This window comes from Pseudomonas sp. GW821-FHT03C07, assembly GCF_059420925.1.
Genome location: NZ_JBWKUQ010000026.1, coordinates 69849 through 87500, shown reverse-complemented (window position 1 = coordinate 87500; position 17652 = coordinate 69849). Strand labels below are relative to the sequence as shown.

Genomic DNA, 17652 nt, shown 5'->3' with positions numbered 1-17652 from the left:
GTAACTCATTGAATCTCAAAGGCTTTTCCGTTTCGACTGCGCCGGAAGTGGGGCGAATTATAGAGCCACAGGATTTCCCGTCAACGCTTATTTTCACTTTTCTGTCATAAGGGTCAAAAGCAGCGCAAAAACGACTATGGGAGCCTGCGGCTCCCATAGTTTGCTTTCTATCTATAAGACAGCGTTACTCGGCCTTGAGGGTGATCCGGGCAAACGCCTTCTTCCCCGCCTGGCAAACATGAGTAGCGCCCAGCTTGTATATAAAGGCGCGATCAACAACCTCACCATCTATACGCACGCCACCGGAACCCAGCAGATCCCGGGCAACCGCCGAGTTCTTCACCAGACCGGCCTTATTCAGGACCGCAGCGATCGGCATGTCTTCAGCCGCGCTGATTTCAATCTCAGGCAGATCATCCGGCAGCTCGCCATCCTTCATCCGATTGCCCGCCGCACGGTGAGCACTGGCCGCAGCCTCTTCACCATGGAAACGCGCGACGATTTCCTCAGCCAGCAGGATCTTGATATCGCGCGGATTCGCACCCGCCTCGACATCCTTGCGCAGCTGATTGATCTCATCCATCGAACGGAAGCTCAGCAGCTCGAAGTAGCGCCACATCAAGGCATCCGGGATCGACACCAGCTTGCCGTACATGACACCCGGCGCCTCCTGGATTCCCACATAGTTGCCCAGGGACTTGGACATCTTCTTCACACCATCCAGCCCTTCGAGCAACGGCATGGTGAGAATGCACTGAGCCTCCTGCCCATAAGCACGTTGCAGCTCACGCCCCATCAACAGGTTGAACTTCTGGTCGGTACCGCCCAGCTCGACATCCGCGCGCAGCGCAACCGAGTCATAACCCTGCACCAGCGGATAGAGGAACTCATGGATGGCGATCGGCTGATTGGTGGTATAGCGCTTGTCGAAGTCGTCGCGCTCGAGCATGCGCGCCACGGTGTACTGCGACGTCAGGCGAATGAAGTCCGCCGGCCCCATCTGATCCATCCAGGTGGAGTTGAACGCGACCTCGGTCTTGGCCGGATCGAGGATCTTGAACACCTGGGTCTTGTAGGTCTCGGCATTATCGAGCACCTGCTCACGCGTCAGCGGCGGACGCGTGGCGCTCTTGCCGCTCGGGTCACCGATCATGCCGGTGAAATCGCCGATCAGGAAGATCACCTGATGCCCCAGCTCCTGGAACTGGCGCAGCTTGTTAATAAGGACTGTGTGGCCCAGGTGCAGATCCGGCGCTGTCGGGTCGAAGCCGGCCTTGATACGCAACGGCTGGCCGCGCTTGAGCTTCTCGACCAATTCGGACTCGACCAACACCTCTTCCGCACCACGCTTGATCAGCGCGAGCTGCTCTTCAACCGACTTCATAACCAACCTGCAAGGCTCAGATTCAAAGGGAACCAACCATACAAGATCGCCGCCCAAATACAAGTTTTGCCCGGCATACGGGCACGAAACGCCCGTCCGCACATGACAGACTTGCTTCAGAGATGATTTGGTTATATTTTATACAGTTATTTCATCTTCATCATGTCATTCATCTTTTCCAATTCATCTTCTTCAAAGTCAAATTACCTATGACCACAGAGCCGACTAAAGCGCCCCCGCTTTATCCGAAGACCCACCTGCTGGCCGCAAGTGGTATCGCCGCCCTTCTCAGCCTGGCGCTACTGGTATTTCCTTCCAGTGACGTAGAGGCCAAGAAGACAACGCTGAACCTGGAGCTGGAAACCCCAGCGGATCAACTGACACAAGACAAAGACGCTGTCGAACTCGATCAAGCCACAAATGAAGGCAATCCATCGCCTTTCGCCCAGATCGACAACAGCGCCGAAGACACTCACGAGACCGCCAAGACCGCACCCGCCCCCGAGGAAAAGAAGGCCCCCAGCCATCGGGAAGTCACCGTAGCCCGGGGCGATACCCTTTCCACGCTGTTCGAGAAGGTCGGGCTGCCGGCTGCTTCAGTACATGAGGTCTTGGCCAGCGATAAACAAGCCAAGCAGTTTTCCCAGCTCAAGCATGGTCAGGTCCTGGAGTTCGAGCTGACGCCCGACGGCCAACTGAACAACCTGCACAGCAAGGTCAGCGACGTTGAGACCATCACCCTGACCAAGGGCTCGAAAGGTTTCACCTTCAAGCGCGTGGTTACCCAGCCGGTGGTCAGTTCAGCCTATGTGCACGGCGTGATCAATAGCTCGCTGTCACTCTCCGCCCAACGCGCCGGCATGCCCCACAGCCTGACCCGCGAAATGGCCCATGTGTTCGGCTACGACATCGACTTCGCCCAGGACATTCGCCCCGGCGACGAATTCGAAGTGATCTACGAACAGAAAGTGCTCAATGGCAAGACTATCGGCACCGGCAATATCCTCTCCGCGCGCTTCACCAACCGCGGCAAGACCTACACCGCGGTGCGCTACACCAACAAGCAGGGCAACAGCAGCTACTACACGGCTGACGGCAACAGCATGCGCAAGGCCTTTATCCGCACCCCCGTGGATTTCGCCCGTATCAGCTCGCGCTTTTCCATGGGCCGCAAACACCCGATCCTGAACAAGATCCGCGCCCACAAAGGCGTCGACTATGCCGCCCCGCGCGGTACGCCGATCAAGGCCGCCGGCGACGGAAAAGTGCTGTTGGCCGGTCGTCGCGGCGGCTATGGCAACACCGTGATCATCCAGCACGGCAATACCTACCGGACCCTGTACGGCCACATGCAAGGTTTTGCCAAGGGCATCCAGACCGGCAGCACCGTCAAGCAGGGCCAGGTGATTGGCTATATCGGCACCACCGGGCTATCGACTGGCCCGCACCTGCACTACGAATTCCAGGTCAATGGCGTACATGTCGACCCCCTGGGCCAGAAGCTGCCCATGGCCGACCCGATCGCCAAGTCCGAACGTGCCCGTTTCCTGCAACAGAGCCAGCCACTGATGGCACGCATGAACCAGGAAAAATCCAGCAAAGTCGCCTCGGCCAAACGGTAAACCACGATGCTCTACATAGGTGTGATGTCCGGCACCAGTCTTGATGGGCTGGACATTGCCCTGGTAGCGCTCGACGGCTCCATCCGGCTGCAGGCCAGCCACTACATTCCCATGCCCGAAGCCTTGCGCGCCGAGCTGCTTGGCCTGTGCGCCAGCGGCCCCGACGAAATTGCCCGCACCGCCATCGCCGAGCAGAACTGGGTGACCCTGGCCGCCCAGGGCATCAATACGCTGCTGGAGCAACAGCAACTCGGCCCCGAGTCGATTCGCGCCATCGGCAGCCACGGCCAGACCATCCGCCACGAGCCGGCACGCGGCTTTACCGTGCAGATCGGCAACCCGGCCTTATTGGCCGAACTGACCGGCATCACTGTCGTCGGCGACTTCCGCCGTCGCGATGTGGCCGCCGGCGGCCAGGGCGCGCCACTGGTTCCGGCGTTCCATGAAGCACTTTTCGAAGAGCGCGAAGGCCATCGCGCCGTGCTGAATGTCGGCGGCTTCAGCAATCTGAGCCTGATCGAGCCGGGCCAGGCGGTATCCGGCTTCGACTGCGGCCCCGGCAACGTACTGCTCGATGCCTGGATCCAGGATCAACGCAACGAGCCCTACGACCGCGATGGCCGATGGGCGGCCAGCGGTCAGGTCGAGCCCCGACTACTGCAGGCACTGCTCAGCGATCCGTTCTTCCAGACCAAGGGCCCGAAAAGCACCGGTCGCGAGGTCTTCAACCTGACCTGGCTGAAGCGACACCTGAGTCGCCTGCCCAGCCTGGCGGCCGAAGATATTCAGGCCACCCTGCTCGAACTCAGCGCACGAACCATCGTCGAGTCGCTGACTGGCGCCCAGGAGAACACGGAAGAATTGCTGGTTTGTGGCGGCGGCGCCCATAACGCGACACTCATGGTTCGACTCGGCCAACTGCTGCCCGCCACCCGGGTTGCCAGCACCGCCAGCCATGGTGTGGACCCCGACTGGGTGGAAGCCATGGCCTTCGCCTGGCTGGCCCGATGCTGCCTTGACGGCATCGCCGCCAATCGCCCCAGCGTCACCGGTGCCCGCGGCCTGCGGGTGCTGGGCGCGATCTACCCGGCCTGAGACACAGCAAAACGCCGCGAAATTCGCGGCGTTGAGGGTAAAACACACTCTACGATCAGATCGAGAACGACGACCCGCAACCACAGGTGGTGGTGGCATTCGGGTTCTTGATCACGAACCGCGAGCCTTCCAGACCTTCCTGGTAATCCACCTCGGCGCCTGCCAGGTACTGGAAGCTCATCGGATCAACCACCAGGCTGACGCCTTCGCGCTCAACGATGGTGTCATCATCGGCCACTTCCTCATCGAAGGTGAAGCCGTACTGAAACCCTGAACAACCGCCACCCGTAACGAATACGCGCAGCTTCAAGCGATCATTGCCCTCTTCATCGACCAGGCTCTTCACCTTGTGCGCGGCACCGTGGGTGAATTGCAAAGCCGTGGGGGTGAAGGATTCGACGCTCATGCTGACTATCTCCCGGCGCTACGCCGCCATAATGCGTGATGACGGGCATTATCCGCTTCTCCTAGAAAAGCGGTCAACTATTGTTGTTACGATATATCAACCAACATCACCTCATACCATGGCGGTAGGAGCGAGCTTGCTCGCGAGGGTCGTTAATGATGACGCGGGACATCTGACGCCCCGCACCGCCTGGGCTACCATCGCGAGCAAGCTCGCTCCTACAAGGGGATCGATGCCTTACGGCAGCATGCCCGCATGGGACAGGCCCAGACGCTCGTCCAGGCCGAACAGGATGTTCAGGTTCTGCACCGCCTGGCCCGAAGCGCCCTTGACCAGGTTGTCGATCACCGACAACACCACCACCAGATCGCCATCCTGCGGACGGTGCACGGCAATCCGGCAGACGTTGGCGCCACGCACGCTACGGGTTTCCGGATGGCTGCCGGCCGGCATTACATCGACGAATGGCTCGTTGGCATAACGCTTCTCGAACAGCGCCTGCAGATCCACCGAACGGTCGACCACGGTCGCGTAAAGCGTGGAATGGATACCCCGGATCATCGGCGTGAGGTGCGGCACGAAGGTCAGGCCCACATCCTGGCCCGCCGCACGGCGCAGCCCCTGGCGAATTTCCGGCAGGTGACGATGGCCCTTGACCGCATAGGCCTTCAGGCTTTCGGAGGTTTCCGAGTACAGCGAACCGACGCTGGCACCGCGACCGGCACCGCTGACGCCGGACTTGCAGTCGGCGATCAGCCGCGTGGTATCCGCCAGGCCCGCCTCAAGCAGCGGCAGGAAACCCAGCTGGGTTGCGGTCGGATAGCAACCCGGCACGGCAATCAGACGGGCTTGCTTGATCTGCTCGCGGTTCACTTCCGGCAGACCGTAGACCGCCTCTTCCAGCAACGCTGGCGCACCGTGCGGCTGGCCATACCACTTGGCCCACTCTTCGGCGTCCTGCAGACGGAAATCGGCGGACAGGTCGATGACCTTGGTGCCGGCGGACAGCAGCTCACCGGCCAGGGCATGGGCCACACCATGGGGCGTGGCGAAGAACACCACGTCGCAGGCGCCGAGGGTCTTGATGTCCGGCACGCTGAAGGCCAGGCCGTCGTAGTGACCGCGCAGGTTCGGGTACATATCGGCCACGGCCAGACCGGCCTCGGATCGCGAAGTGATGACTGCCACTTCTGCCTGCGGATGCTGCGCCAACAGACGCAGCAATTCGACACCGGTGTAACCCGTGCCGCCGACGATACCGACCTTGACCATGACCTGCCCTCAACGAAACCACTGGAAAGCCCACGATAATAGGGGCCACGCGCGCCTGCGACAACCGTCAAGGTGACGTGCGGGCGCTCAAGCCTCTACTATTCGGCCTACCGTGAACCTGGGAATCACCAAAAATGCTCTACTTGTGGGTCAAAGCCTTGCATATCGTCAGTGTCATCTGCTGGTTTGCCGGCCTGTTCTATCTACCGCGCCTGTTCGTCTACCATGCCCAGAGCGAGGACAGCGTCAGCAAAGAGCGCTTCAGCGTCATGGAGCGCAAGCTGTATCGCGGGATCATGGGCCCGGCGATGATCGCCACGCTGATCTTCGGCGGCTGGCTGATCGCCCTCAACCCAAGCGTCTTCAGCCAAGGCGCCTGGATCCACGCCAAGCTGACCCTGGTGGTGCTGCTGATCGGCTATCACCATATGTGCGGCGCCCAGGTGAAACGTTTTGCCCGTGGCGAAAACACCCGCAGTCATGTCTTTTATCGCTGGTTCAATGAAGTGCCGGTTCTGCTATTGCTGGCTATTGTCATTCTGGTCGTTGTCCGACCGTTCTAGCCACAAGTCACTCACCCCTGATCGGAGCACTCTCCATGTCGCTGCCCGCCCTGCTCGAACAACGCCTGCGCTTGCCCGTGGTGGCCGCGCCGATGTTCCTGATTTCCAACCCGCAGCTGGTGCTCGCCTGCTGCCGCAATGGGGTGGTGGGCAGCTTCCCGGCCCTGAACCAACGCGAGAGCAGCGGCTTCAAGGCCTGGCTCGAGGAAATCGAAGCGGGCCTGGCGACCCTCGACAATCCGGCGCCTTATGCCGTCAACCTGATCGTGCACCACAGCAATCCGCGGCTGCAGGCGGATCTGCAGATCTGTATCGAGCACAAGGTGCCAATCGTCATCACCAGCCTGGGCGCGGTCAAGGAGCTGGTGGATGCCGTGCACAGCTACGGCGGCCTGGTGTTCCACGACGTGACCACCCGCCGCCATGCCGAAAAAGCCGCCGAGGCAGGTGTCGACGGGTTGATTGCCGTGGCGGCCGGTGCGGGCGGCCATGCCGGCACCTGGAGCCCGTTCGCCCTGATCGGCGAAATCCGCCAGTTCTTCGACAAGACCCTGCTGCTGGCTGGTTGCCTGAACCACGGTCACGAAATTCTCGCCGCCCAGGTGCTCGGCGCGGATCTGGCCTACTTCGGCACACGATTTATCGGAACCTCGGAAAGTCATGCGCCTGACGCTTATAAAGAGATGCTGCTCACATCCCAGGCGGCCGATATCGTGCACACTGCGGCGGTATCCGGCGTGCCCGCGAGCTTTATGCGCCAGAGCCTGGAAAACGCCGGCTTCGACCTCGCCGCGCTGCAAGGCAAGGGCGAAGTGAACTTCGGCTCCAAGCTCAAGCCGCTCAGTGACGAGGCCAAGGCCTGGAAAACCGTCTGGTCGGCCGGCCAGGGGGTCGGTGAGATCGGTGACCTGCCCAGCGTCGACCAATTGGTCGCCCGGCTCGATGCCGAGTACCGCAAGGCCCAGGCACTGGCCGCGGAGTTGCCTAGGCACTGGCCGAGACCGTAACATCCGTGTTGCAGGCTTAACCTGCAACGCCAATGACTTGTGACAAGGACGCCCTTCATGAGCGAAAACCGCTTCAAAATCGTGTTCGACGGCGCCTTGCAGGCCGGTGTGGACAAAACCACCGCCCAGTTCAACCTGGCCGCGCTGTTCAAGACCGACGTCGCTTCGCTGGAACGCTTGTTCAGCGGCCAGCCTGTCGCCCTGAAACGCGACCTTTCGGCCGCCGAGGCCGAGTCCTATCTGCAAGCCTTGCGCAAGACCGGCATCGAAGCCCGCCTGGAAGCCGAGTCGGCGGCCGTCGAACTGAGCCTGGCGGATATCGATGATCTGCCGGCCAGTACCGCACCAGCAGACAGCGCCACTGACCAATCACCCTATGCGCCACCGCAAGCCCGGGTCGGCGACGCCCTCCCCACCTTTGGCCAACTCCAGGCGTTCACCACCCGCGGGCGTATCGGTCGGCTGCGCTATCTGGCCTGGAGCATCGTACTGATGTTCGTGACCCTGCCGGTGGCCGGAGCAATCTTCGCCATCGCCATGGGCACCGCGGCAGCTTCCCTGAATACGGCGATCACCATCGGCGTTGTACTCGGCGGCGCGGCCCTGATCGCCTTCGTGGTCTTTTCCATCCAGATCGCCGTACAGCGCTTGCACGATATCGGCTGGTCCGGCTGGCTCTGGCTACTGACCCTGGTCCCCTTCGTGGGCAGCCTGTTCCCCCTCGTGCTGATGTTCTGCCCTGGCAATAGCGGCGCCAACCAATACGGCGCCCCACCACCACCCAACAGCACCGCGGTCAAGGCCCTGGCCGTGCTCTCGGTCGTCTTCGGGGTCATCGTTGGCGTCGTTGCCGTGACCGGCGGCCTGGCCAACCTGGAAAAAAACTACAACAACGAATCGGCCGGTTATTCCGAAAGTGGTGACGCCGTCAGCACCGACGAGGCCGACAGCCCCAGCGATGCGGCAGCGGCAGCCGAATCCGCCCCACCCGCTGTAGACTATGACAAAGATGAAAAAGAATAACCGTTTCTGAGCCTGCGACCCTCTGTCCCAAGGCTCGGAGCCGGTGTGATGGAGAACTGCATGACCCGTTACGCCCTGATCACCGGCGCCTCCAGCGGCATTGGCCTGGCTCTGGCCGAAGCCCTGGCGCGCCGTGGCCGCAGCCTGATTCTGCTGGCCCGCCAGCGTGATCAGCTGGAAACCATTGCCTTGGAACTGACCCAGCGCTTCGGCGTCGAAGTGCTGTTTCGCGCCTGTGACCTGAGCGAGCCGCTGCGCCTTTCCGGCTTTCTGCTGGAACTGGAAGAAGGTGAGCGGCAGATCGACCTGCTGGTCAACTGCGCCGGCCTCGGCACTTGCGGCCCCTTCCTGGCCCAGGATTGGGGGACGGAGCAGGACCTGATCGAAGTCAACATCCTCGCCCTGACCCGACTTTGTCATACCCTGGGCAATCTCATGGCGATACAGGGTGGCGGGCAGATCCTCAATGTGGCGTCGATGGCCGCCTTTCACCCGGCGCCCTGGATGAGCAGCTATCATGCGAGCAAGGCCTACGTGCTGCACTTCTCCGAAGGCCTGCGCGAAGAGCTTAAGAAATCAGGTATCAAGGTCTCGGTGCTCTGCCCGGGGCTGACCCGCACTGCGTTCTTCCACACGGCACAACTGGCAGTCGAAAAGCTTTCACGCAGCCGGCTGATGATGAGCCCCGAAGAAGTGGCGCTATATGCCGTGCGCGCCCTGGACAAGAACCGCGCAGTGATCATTCCTGGCTGGCGTAATCGCTGGCTGGCCCGTGCCCCGCGCCTGATGCCGCGCTGGGCGATGTGCAAGCTCGCCGGTGTCGTTACCAAGACCTATTGCCCGCGCTGAAACTTGAACTCACGGTCGTGTCCGTACAGACTCTGGCCCGAACCACTCAACGGAGAAACAGCTGTGGATACTCTGTTCACCAAGATCATCAACAGAGAAATACCCGCGAAAATCATCTACGAGGATGACCAGGTCCTGGCCTTCCACGATATCGCCCCACAGGCGCCGGTGCATTTCCTGGTTATTCCGAAAAAGCCGGTACGCACGCTCAATGACCTGACCGAAGACGACAAGGCCCTGGCCGGGCATATGCTGTTCACCGCCCAGCGCCTGGCCCTGGAGCTGGGCTGCGAAAAAGGCTTTCGCGTGGTGATGAACTGCAATGAAGAAGGCGGGCAAACCGTCTATCACATTCATATGCATGTGCTGGGTCAGCGCCAGATGCACTGGCCACCGGGCTGATACCCCCAGCCCCCTAATGTAGGAGCGAGCTTGCTCGCGATGGACGTCAATGATAACGCGCAAGGCCGCCCCGCGATGCCTGGGCGACCATCGCGAGCAAGCTCGCGCCTACAGGTTCAACAACAGCGCCGGCAAGATTGTGTTCCTCATCTCGGCGCCATGACCCAACGCAAACCTTCTTCCCTCGATTGCGGTAAACTGCAGGCCGAGATTTTTCCCGGAGGTCAGCATGACTACCCAACGTCACTACTCGCCGATTGACCGTCTTCTGCTGCAAGCCGATACCGCGATGCGCACCTTGCTGCCGTTCAGCGGCCAGCCCTACCGTCCCTCGCCGGCAATCGTGCAGCCCGACGCGCCGATGAGCGAAGACGACAGCCGTCACGTCGCCGGCCTGATGCGCATCAACCATACCGGGGAAGTCTGTGCCCAGGCGCTCTATCAGGGCCAGGCCCTGACCGCCAAGCTGCCCCACGTGCGTGCCGCGATGGAAAAGGCCGCCGAAGAAGAAATCGACCACCTGGCCTGGTGCGAACAACGCATCCGCCAGTTGGGCAGCCATCCCAGCGTGCTAAATCCACTGTTCTACAGTCTGTCCTTCGGCATCGGTGCCGCCGCCGGGCTGATCAGCGACAAGATCAGCCTGGGCTTTGTCGCCGCTACCGAAGACCAGGTGTGCAAACACCTGAACGAACACTTGGAACAGTTGCCAGCCGAAGACGAAAAGTCCCGGGCGATTCTCCAACAGATGCGCATCGACGAAGAACAACACGCCGAGTCCGCGCTGGACGCCGGCGGTTTCCGTTTCCCGGCACCGCTGAAGTTCGGCATGAGCCTGCTGGCCAAGGTCATGACCAAGAGCACCTACCGCATCTGAGCCACCGCGGCTCCGCCAGGGAGCAGGTAAAAAGAAGGGCGCCACTGGGGCGCCCTTCTTTATTTGGCCGGGAAACTTACGTTGGCATATTGCGCGCGTAGAAGATCTCCAGCATTTCGTGTTTCACCCGCTCGCTCACCTGCGCACGCTGCTGCGCCGACAGGTTGCTGGTAGCGTCGCCGAACAGGTAGTTGTCCAGTTCGAACTCCTTGAGCAGCATCTTGGTATGGAACATGTTCTCCTGGTACACGTTCACGTCCGTCATCTGATAGCTCTTGCGGCTGTCTTCCGAGAGATAATTCTGGATCGAGTTGATCTCATGGTCGATGAAGTGCTTCTTGCCTTCGACATCACGAGTGAAACCCCGCACGCGATAATCGACCGTGACGATGTCCGAGTCGAACTGGTGGATCAGGTAGTTGAGGGCTTTGAGCGGTGAAATGACGCCGCACGTCGACACATCGATGTCCACACGGAACGTCGCGATACCGTCGACCGGATGGATTTCCGGATAGGTATGCACCGTGATATGGCTCTTGTCGAGGTGAGCCAGGATGGTCTCGGGCAACGGGCCCGGCGATTCTTCGATCTGACTGTCGGTCGGGGTCACCGGCTGTTCGGAGATCAGGATCGTGACACTGGCACCTTGAGGATCGTAATCCTGACGCGCGATGTTCAGGATGTTGGCACCAATGATATCCACTACTTCCGTGAGGATCTGCGTCAGGCGTTCCGCGTCGTATTCCTGGTTGATGTACTCGACGTAAGCCTGCTGGTCCTGCGGGGTTTCCGCATAGCAGATGTCATAGATGTTGAAGCTCAAGGTCTTGGTCAGGTTATTGAACCCGTGGAGCTTGAGTTTGCTTTTCACCGTTAAAAACTCTCTATATCGATGCGGCACCGCCGCGTGATCAAGCATGCCCGTCAGTTGTGAACGACACAGCTGCGTAGGACGGTTAACACCTCTTCGCGATGGCGATTTTGGTTGTCTGTTCGGGTCCGTGGTCGCAGGTTTGCTGCTGGCCAGGCGCCCTGAAAAAAGTGGCGCATTATGCAGACCTGAACGACTGATCACCAGAGTCTGCATGGACTTTATGATAGTTGAATGTCGACTCAGCCGAGTTCGATGATCTCGTAGTCATGGCTGATGGCAACGCCAGCGGCACCGAGCATGATCGAAGCCGAGCAGTATTTCTCCGCCGACAGCTCGATCGCCCGCTTGACCTGGGCTTCCTTCAGGCCACGGCCCTTGACCACGAAATGCAGGTGGATCTTGGTGAACACCTTGGGATCCTCAGTGGCACGCTCGGCCTCGAGAAAGGCTTCGCAGCTTTCAACCGGCTGACGGGACTTCTTCAGGATGCTGACCACGTCGAAGTTGCTGCAACCACCCAGGCCCAACAGCAGCATTTCCATGGGGCGAACGCCCAGGTTACGGCCACCGCTTTCCGGCGGACCGTCCATGACCACCACATGCCCGCTACCGGACTCTCCGAGGAACATGGCTTCGCCAGCCCATTGGATGCGTGCCTTCATCACCTAGACTCCACTGCTGAAAAAAGGGAGCCAGCTTAGCACAGCAGCTCGCCCTGGCAGGAAACCGGCAACGGGCGACGACTGGTTAGTCAGCCCCATAAATTCCCCATTTTCCACACAATGCCTCTGCTATGCTGGCGCCAAATCACTGGCGTTCTGCCAGCCTTGCAGCTATGCCTAAAAAAACAAACCACACCGCGCAGTCTTTTCGGGATACAACCATGGTTGCTCTGGCTTCCGCTTCCGCCCCCAAGATCAAGAACCTCGACAAACTGCTGATGCATTGTCAGCGCCGCCGGTACCAGGCCAAGAGCAATATCATTTGTGCCGGTGATCGCTCGCAAACTCTGTTTTTCATCATCAAGGGCTCGGTCACGATCCTGATCGAAGATGACGATGGACGGGAAATGATCATCGCCTACCTCAATGCTGGGGATTTTTTCGGCGAACTCGGCTTGTTCGAGCAGGCTGGCCTGGAGCAGGAGCGTAGCGCCTGGGTGCGCGCCAAGATCGAGTGCGAAGTCGCGGAGATCAGCTACTGCAAGTTCCGCGAACTGGCCCAGCAAGACCCGGATATTCTCTACGCCCTCAGCGGCCAGATTGCCCAGCGCCTGCGCAACACCACACGCAAGGTCGGTGACCTGGCGTTCTTCGACGTCACCGGTCGTGTTGCCCGTTGCCTGCTGGAACTGTGCAAGCAACCCGATGCCATGACCCACCCCGACGGCATGCAGATCAAGATCACCCGTCAGGAAATCGGCCGGATCGTCGGTTGCTCGCGGGAAATGGTCGGGCGCGTGCTCAAGGATCTGGAAGAGCAGAACCTGGTACACGTCAAAGGCAAGACCATGGTGGTGTTCGGCACCCGTTAAGGGTGGAAGATGTCCTGCAACAGCTGTTGGTACAGCTCGCTGAGCCGCTCAAGGAATAGCGGCGCGGTGTACACCTCATGCAAGGCGACATGGCTTTGCGCCCGAACCCGGGCATCCAACTGGCAGGCCTGGTTGAAGCGATTGACCGCTGCCACCATCGAGCCGCGCTCGTTATCGATCAACATCGCGCCATGCACCAGGCCCACGGGCCGAGTACCACCCTGGCTCTGACGCCAGCGCTGGGCGGTGCCGACCATCTTTCGGCCATTGAGATTGACGTTGAAGCGGCCGTCGCAAAACGCACCGTCGATTTCGCCCAGGGATGAAACGCCGCCCAGCTCATCGAGCGCAGCGCAGATCGGCTGGCACAGGCGCCGATAGCCAGTCTCGATACGAGTCTGGTCACCTTCGTGACGGGGCGGGGCATACACCAGGGCGATATTCACGGTGGCGCCGGACTGCGGCACCGGCTCACCGCCGGTTTCACGCAGCAATACCGGCCAGCCGCTGGCCGCCAGGGCGTCGCAAGCGGTGTCGAAACCCGGCAACCGATTCAAACGCCGAGGCATGACCAGGGCGCGGTCGCTGGGCTGCCAGAACAACAGCCCCCAATCCTGCTCACCGGCACAGACCGCGGCCAGCAAATCCTGCTCGGCACGCAGGCCGGCTTCGACGGTAAGGGCAATGGGCAGCGACATCGAGGTCATCCTAATCACGAGCCACGCTTAGTCGAGGGTCGAGCCACTGATTGCCGGCGCACCACGCTCCGGGAAAAACAGCCGCTGCAATTCATCGCCCGGGCTGTCCGCACGCATGAATGCCTCGCCCACCAGGAACGAATAGACCTCGCTGATTTCCATCAGCTCGACGTCCGCCCGGTTGAGGATACCGCTCTCGGTAATCACCAGACGATCACGAGGAACGATCGGCAACAGGTCGAGGGTGGTTTCCAGGCTGACCTCAAAAGTATGCAGGTTGCGGTTGTTGATACCGATCAGCGGCGTATCCAGTACCCTCAACGCCCGCTCCAGTTCGGCGGCGTCATGGGACTCCACCAGCACATCGAGACCGACACCCTTGGCCACCGCGGCCAATTCAGCCATCAGCCCATCGTCCAGCGCCGCGACGATCAGCAGGATGCAATCGGCGCCGAGGGCACGGGCTTCGACGATTTGATACGGGTCGACCATGAAATCCTTGCGGATCACCGGCAGCTTGCACGCCGCGCGCGCCTGCTGCAGGTAGAGGTCGGCGCCCTGGAAATAGTCGACATCGGTCAACACCGACAGGCAGGTCGCCCCGCCCTTTTCGTAGCTGCGGGCGATATCGGCCGGAATGAAGTTCTCGCGGATCACGCCCTTGCTCGGCGAAGCCTTCTTGATTTCGGCAATCACCGCCGGCTGCTTCTGCTTCGCCCGCGCGATCAGCGCCTGGGCGAAACCGCGCGGCGCGTCGGCGATCCGAGCCATGGCCTCAAGCTCGGCCAGACTCACGCGGGCGCTGCGCTCGGCCACTTCCTCGGCCTTGCGGGCGAGGATCTTCTCCAGCACGGTTGGCACACTCATCCTTCATTCTCCTGCTTGAATACGGCGGTGAACGCGCCCAGTTCTTCGAGTTTTTCCCGGGCGAGACCGGTGTGCAGCGCATCGTGAGCCAACGCAACACCTTCTTTGAGGCTGCTGGCATGGTCGGCGGCATACAGCGCGGCACCGGCATTGAGCACGATCATTTCCGCGGCTTTCTGGCCGTTCTCGGTCTTGCGACGCCCCAGGGCGTCACGGATCAGTTCCAGGGATGCCGCCGGACTCTCGACCACCAAGCCAAACAGACTCTGGCTTTTTATACCCAAGTCTTCAGGCTGGACCCAGTATTCAGTTATTGCACCATCTTTCAGCTCCGCCACGAAGGTCGGTGCGGCAAGGCTGAATTCATCCAGGCCATCCTGGGAATGCACCACCAGCACATGCTTGCTGCCCAGGCGCTGCAGCACTTCGGCCAAGGGCCGGCACAAGGCCTGGTTGAACACCCCAACCACCTGGTGTTTCACACCGGCCGGATTCGTAAGCGGGCCGAGCATGTTGAACAGGGTGCGCAGGCCCAGGTCACGGCGCGGCGCGGCGGCATACTTCATTGCACGGTGGTGGGTCTGGGCGAACATGAAGCCGATCCCGACATTGTCGATGCAGCGCGCCACCTGGACCGGCGTCAGGTTCAGGTAGATACCGGCGGCTTCGAGCAGGTCGGCGCTGCCGCTTTTACCCGACACCGCACGGTTGCCGTGCTTGGCCACGGTGCAGCCGGCAGCGGCCACGACAAAGGCGGACGCCGTGGACACGTTGAAAATATTCGCGCCGTCACCGCCGGTGCCGACCACATCGACCACACCGTCGAGGGTCTTGAGTTCGACCTTGTCGGCCAACTCGCGCATCACCGAGACCGCGCCGACGATTTCGTCGATGCTTTCGCTCTTCATGCGCATGGCCATCATAAAGGCGCCGATCTGCGCCTCGGTGCATTGCCCGGTCATGATTTCACGCATGACATCGCGCATTTCGTCAGTGCTCAGGTCCAGATGGCCGACGATACGGCCCAGGGCGGTCTTGATATCCATGAAAACTCCTTAGCGCGTGCCGCCGGTCTGTTTGAGAAAGTTGGCGAACAGCTCGTGGCCCTGCTCGGAGAGAATCGACTCGGGGTGGAATTGCACCCCTTCAATGTTCAGGGTCTTGTGGCGCAAGCCCATGATCTCGTCGACCGAGCCGTCTTCCAACTGGGTCCAGGCGGTCAGCTCCAGGCAGTCCGGCAAGGTTTCGCGCTTGACGATCAGGGAGTGATAGCGGGTCACGGTCAAGGGCAGGTTGAGGCCGGCGAACACGCCCTTGCCTTCATGGAACAGCGGGCTGGTCTTGCCGTGCATCACCTGGCGGGCCCGCACCACATCGCCGCCAAAGGCCTGGCCGATGGATTGATGGCCGAGGCAGACGCCGAGGATCGGCAGCTTGCCGGCGAAGTACTTGATCGCCTCAAGGGAAATACCCGCCTCGGTCGGCGTGCAAGGGCCTGGCGAGACCACGATGCGTTCCGGCTTGAGGGCTTCGATTTCGGCCACGCTCAATTCGTCGTTACGCACGACCTTGACGTCCGCGCCCAACTCACCGAGGTATTGCACGACGTTGTAGGTAAACGAGTCGTAGTTATCGATCATCAGCAACATGACAAAAAGCTCCTCAGGCGTCGGACGCGGGGGTTTGTTCAGCGAGGGCGACCGCACGGAACATCGCACGGCGCTTGTTCAGCGTTTCTTCCCACTCCAGCGCCGGCACCGAGTCGGCGACGATGCCGCCACCGGCCTGCACATGCAGCTCGCCGTCCTTGATCACCGCGGTGCGAATGGCGATCGCGGTGTCCATGTTGCCGTTCCAGGCGTAGTAGCCGACCGCGCCGCCATACACACCGCGCTTGACCGGTTCCAGCTCATCGATGATTTCCATGGCGCGGATCTTCGGCGCGCCGGACAAGGTGCCCGCCGGCAGGATCGCGCGCAAGGCGTCCATCGAGGTCAGACCGCTCTTCAATTGCCCGGTGACGTTGGAAACGATGTGCATCACATTCGAGTAACGCTCGATCACCATCTTCTCGGTCAGCTTCACCGAACCGATCTCGGACACCCGACCGGTGTCGTTACGGCCCAGGTCGATAAGCATCAGGTGCTCGGCGATTTCCTTGGCATCGGACAGCAGGTCATCTTCCAGTGCCCGATCGGCCTCCTCGGTAGCGCCACGCGGACGGGTACCGGCGATGGGGCGCACGGTGATCAGGTTGTCTTCGACCCGCACCAGCACTTCCGGCGAACTGCCAACCACATGGAAGTCACCGAAATTGAAGAAGTACATGTACGGCGTCGGGTTGAAGCAACGCAGCGCCCGATACAGGTCGATGGGCGCGGCCTTGAAGTCGATGGACATGCGCTGCGACGGCACGACCTGCATGCAGTCACCGGCGAGGATGTATTCCTTGATGGTATCGACCGCCCGCTCATAGTCACCCTGGGTGAAGCTCGAACGGAACAGCGGGTCGGCGGCCGGCGGTCGATCGAGCTCCAGGCCGCGACGCGGAGTGATCGGCTGGCGCAGTTGCTCAAGCAGTTCCTGCAGGCGCGCCTGGCCTTGTTCGTAGGCGTTGTCCTGGGATGGATCGGCGAGGACGATGGCGTGCATCTTGCCCGCCAGGTTGTCGAAGACCACCACGGCATCGGAAACCATCAACAGGATATCCGGCACGCCCAGCGGGTCCGGGTTCGGGCACTTGCCCAGACGCTTCTCCACATAGCGCACGCAGTCATAACCGAAGTACCCCACCAACCCACCGTTGAAACGCGGCAGCCCGGCGATGGTCGGCACGTTGTAGCGCGCCTTGAAGGTTTCGACGAAGGCCAGCGGATCCTCGGTTTCGCAGCGCTCGATCTCGACGCCGTCGTGAGTGACGCTGACCTGGTGGTCATGCACCCGTAGCACGGTGCGACATGGCAGGCCGATGATCGAATAACGGCCCCATTTCTCGCCGCCCTGCACCGACTCCAGCAGGTAGGAGTTGGGCTGATCGGCCAGTTTCAGGTAGATCGACAACGGGGTATCGAAGTCGGCCAGGGTTTCGCAGGCAAGCGGAATGCGGTTGTAGCCGGCAGCGGCCAAACGCAGGAATTCTTCGCGGGTCATGATATGCCTCGTGGCTTGAGGGTCGAACA

At 61.0% G+C, this 17652-nt stretch carries 19 protein-coding genes; 9 read left to right on the top strand and 10 right to left on the bottom strand.

Annotated elements, in window-relative coordinates:
• Positions 1-184: 184 nt before the first annotated feature.
• On the bottom strand, positions 185-1384 hold the full coding sequence (gene tyrS / locus AC07VG_RS30820; RefSeq protein WP_495022400.1) for a tyrosine--tRNA ligase: 1200 nt from the start codon (positions 1382-1384) through the stop codon (positions 185-187).
• A gap of 209 nt (positions 1385-1593) precedes the next feature.
• On the opposite strand from tyrS, the gene AC07VG_RS30815 reads away from it, so the two are divergent.
• On the top strand, positions 1594-3006 hold the full coding sequence (locus AC07VG_RS30815) for a peptidoglycan DD-metalloendopeptidase family protein (protein ID WP_495003425.1): 1413 nt from the start codon (positions 1594-1596) through the stop codon (positions 3004-3006).
• 6 nt (positions 3007-3012) lie between these two features.
• On the top strand, positions 3013-4101 hold the full coding sequence (locus AC07VG_RS30810) for an anhydro-N-acetylmuramic acid kinase (protein WP_495003424.1): 1089 nt from the start codon (positions 3013-3015) through the stop codon (positions 4099-4101).
• 55 nt (positions 4102-4156) lie between these two features.
• Here the strand turns inward: AC07VG_RS30810 and erpA are convergent, their stop codons facing one another.
• The gene (gene erpA, locus AC07VG_RS30805) at positions 4157-4507 is read right to left on the bottom strand and encodes an iron-sulfur cluster insertion protein ErpA (protein WP_007906865.1); all 351 of its coding nucleotides are present in this window, start codon (positions 4505-4507) and stop codon (positions 4157-4159) included.
• A 237-nt stretch (positions 4508-4744) separates the two neighbouring features.
• A complete protein-coding gene (gene argC, locus AC07VG_RS30800) occupies positions 4745-5779 on the bottom strand; it encodes an N-acetyl-gamma-glutamyl-phosphate reductase (RefSeq protein WP_495003423.1) in 1035 nt (344 codons plus the stop codon).
• Between the two features lie 134 nt (positions 5780-5913).
• Between argC and hemJ the strand changes: the two genes are divergently transcribed.
• The 6 genes from hemJ to coq7 all read left to right on the top strand — a co-directional run bounded on the left by hemJ (position 5914) and on the right by coq7 (position 10500).
• Complete coding sequence (gene hemJ / locus AC07VG_RS30795; RefSeq protein ID WP_495003422.1) at positions 5914-6342, top strand: protoporphyrinogen oxidase HemJ; 429 nt, start codon at positions 5914-5916, stop codon at positions 6340-6342.
• 35 nt (positions 6343-6377) lie between these two features.
• Positions 6378-7349 (top strand): NAD(P)H-dependent flavin oxidoreductase, encoded by a 972-nt coding sequence (locus tag AC07VG_RS30790; RefSeq protein ID WP_495003421.1) that lies wholly within the window; start codon positions 6378-6380, stop codon positions 7347-7349.
• 57 nt (positions 7350-7406) lie between these two features.
• The gene (locus AC07VG_RS30785) at positions 7407-8372 is read left to right on the top strand and encodes a DUF805 domain-containing protein (RefSeq protein ID WP_495003420.1); all 966 of its coding nucleotides are present in this window, start codon (positions 7407-7409) and stop codon (positions 8370-8372) included.
• Positions 8373-8432: 60 nt separating this feature from the next.
• Complete coding sequence (locus AC07VG_RS30780) at positions 8433-9221, top strand: SDR family NAD(P)-dependent oxidoreductase (RefSeq protein WP_495003419.1); 789 nt, start codon at positions 8433-8435, stop codon at positions 9219-9221.
• Between the two features lie 63 nt (positions 9222-9284).
• The gene (locus tag AC07VG_RS30775) at positions 9285-9623 is read left to right on the top strand and encodes a histidine triad nucleotide-binding protein (RefSeq protein ID WP_495003418.1); all 339 of its coding nucleotides are present in this window, start codon (positions 9285-9287) and stop codon (positions 9621-9623) included.
• 229 nt (positions 9624-9852) lie between these two features.
• Entirely contained in the window at positions 9853-10500 is a 648-nt protein-coding gene (coq7, locus tag AC07VG_RS30770; protein WP_495003417.1) for a 2-polyprenyl-3-methyl-6-methoxy-1,4-benzoquinone monooxygenase, read from the top strand.
• A gap of 76 nt (positions 10501-10576) precedes the next feature.
• Here the strand turns inward: coq7 and speD are convergent, their stop codons facing one another.
• Both speD and AC07VG_RS30760 read right to left on the bottom strand, forming a co-directional pair.
• Entirely contained in the window at positions 10577-11371 is a 795-nt protein-coding gene (speD, locus tag AC07VG_RS30765; RefSeq protein WP_495022399.1) for an adenosylmethionine decarboxylase, read from the bottom strand.
• A 242-nt stretch (positions 11372-11613) separates the two neighbouring features.
• Complete coding sequence (locus tag AC07VG_RS30760; RefSeq protein WP_121135108.1) at positions 11614-12036, bottom strand: OsmC family protein; 423 nt, start codon at positions 12034-12036, stop codon at positions 11614-11616.
• Between the two features lie 221 nt (positions 12037-12257).
• On the opposite strand from AC07VG_RS30760, the gene crp reads away from it, so the two are divergent.
• Positions 12258-12908 (top strand): cAMP-activated global transcriptional regulator CRP, encoded by a 651-nt coding sequence (crp, locus tag AC07VG_RS30755; protein ID WP_495003415.1) that lies wholly within the window; start codon positions 12258-12260, stop codon positions 12906-12908.
• On the opposite strand, the gene AC07VG_RS30750 is transcribed toward crp, so the two are convergent.
• From AC07VG_RS30750 to trpE, 5 genes are read right to left on the bottom strand one after another with little or no spacing between them, the layout of a single operon-like run.
• Positions 12905-13606: a lipoate--protein ligase family protein gene (locus AC07VG_RS30750; protein ID WP_495003414.1), complete on the bottom strand. Its 702-nt coding sequence runs from the start codon at positions 13604-13606 to the stop codon at positions 12905-12907. The genes crp and AC07VG_RS30750 overlap by 4 nt on opposite strands.
• Before the next feature lie 27 nt (positions 13607-13633).
• On the bottom strand, positions 13634-14473 hold the full coding sequence (trpC, locus tag AC07VG_RS30745) for an indole-3-glycerol phosphate synthase TrpC (protein ID WP_495003413.1): 840 nt from the start codon (positions 14471-14473) through the stop codon (positions 13634-13636).
• A complete protein-coding gene (gene trpD / locus AC07VG_RS30740) occupies positions 14470-15519 on the bottom strand; it encodes an anthranilate phosphoribosyltransferase (protein WP_495003412.1) in 1050 nt (349 codons plus the stop codon). Before trpD ends, trpC begins: the two co-directional genes overlap by 4 nt.
• A gap of 9 nt (positions 15520-15528) precedes the next feature.
• On the bottom strand, positions 15529-16122 hold the full coding sequence (locus AC07VG_RS30735) for an aminodeoxychorismate/anthranilate synthase component II (protein ID WP_495003411.1): 594 nt from the start codon (positions 16120-16122) through the stop codon (positions 15529-15531).
• 13 nt (positions 16123-16135) lie between these two features.
• Positions 16136-17623, bottom strand: coding sequence for an anthranilate synthase component I (trpE, locus tag AC07VG_RS30730; RefSeq protein ID WP_495022398.1), 1488 nt, complete (start codon positions 17621-17623; stop codon positions 16136-16138).
• Between the last annotated feature and the right edge of the window lie 29 nt (positions 17624-17652).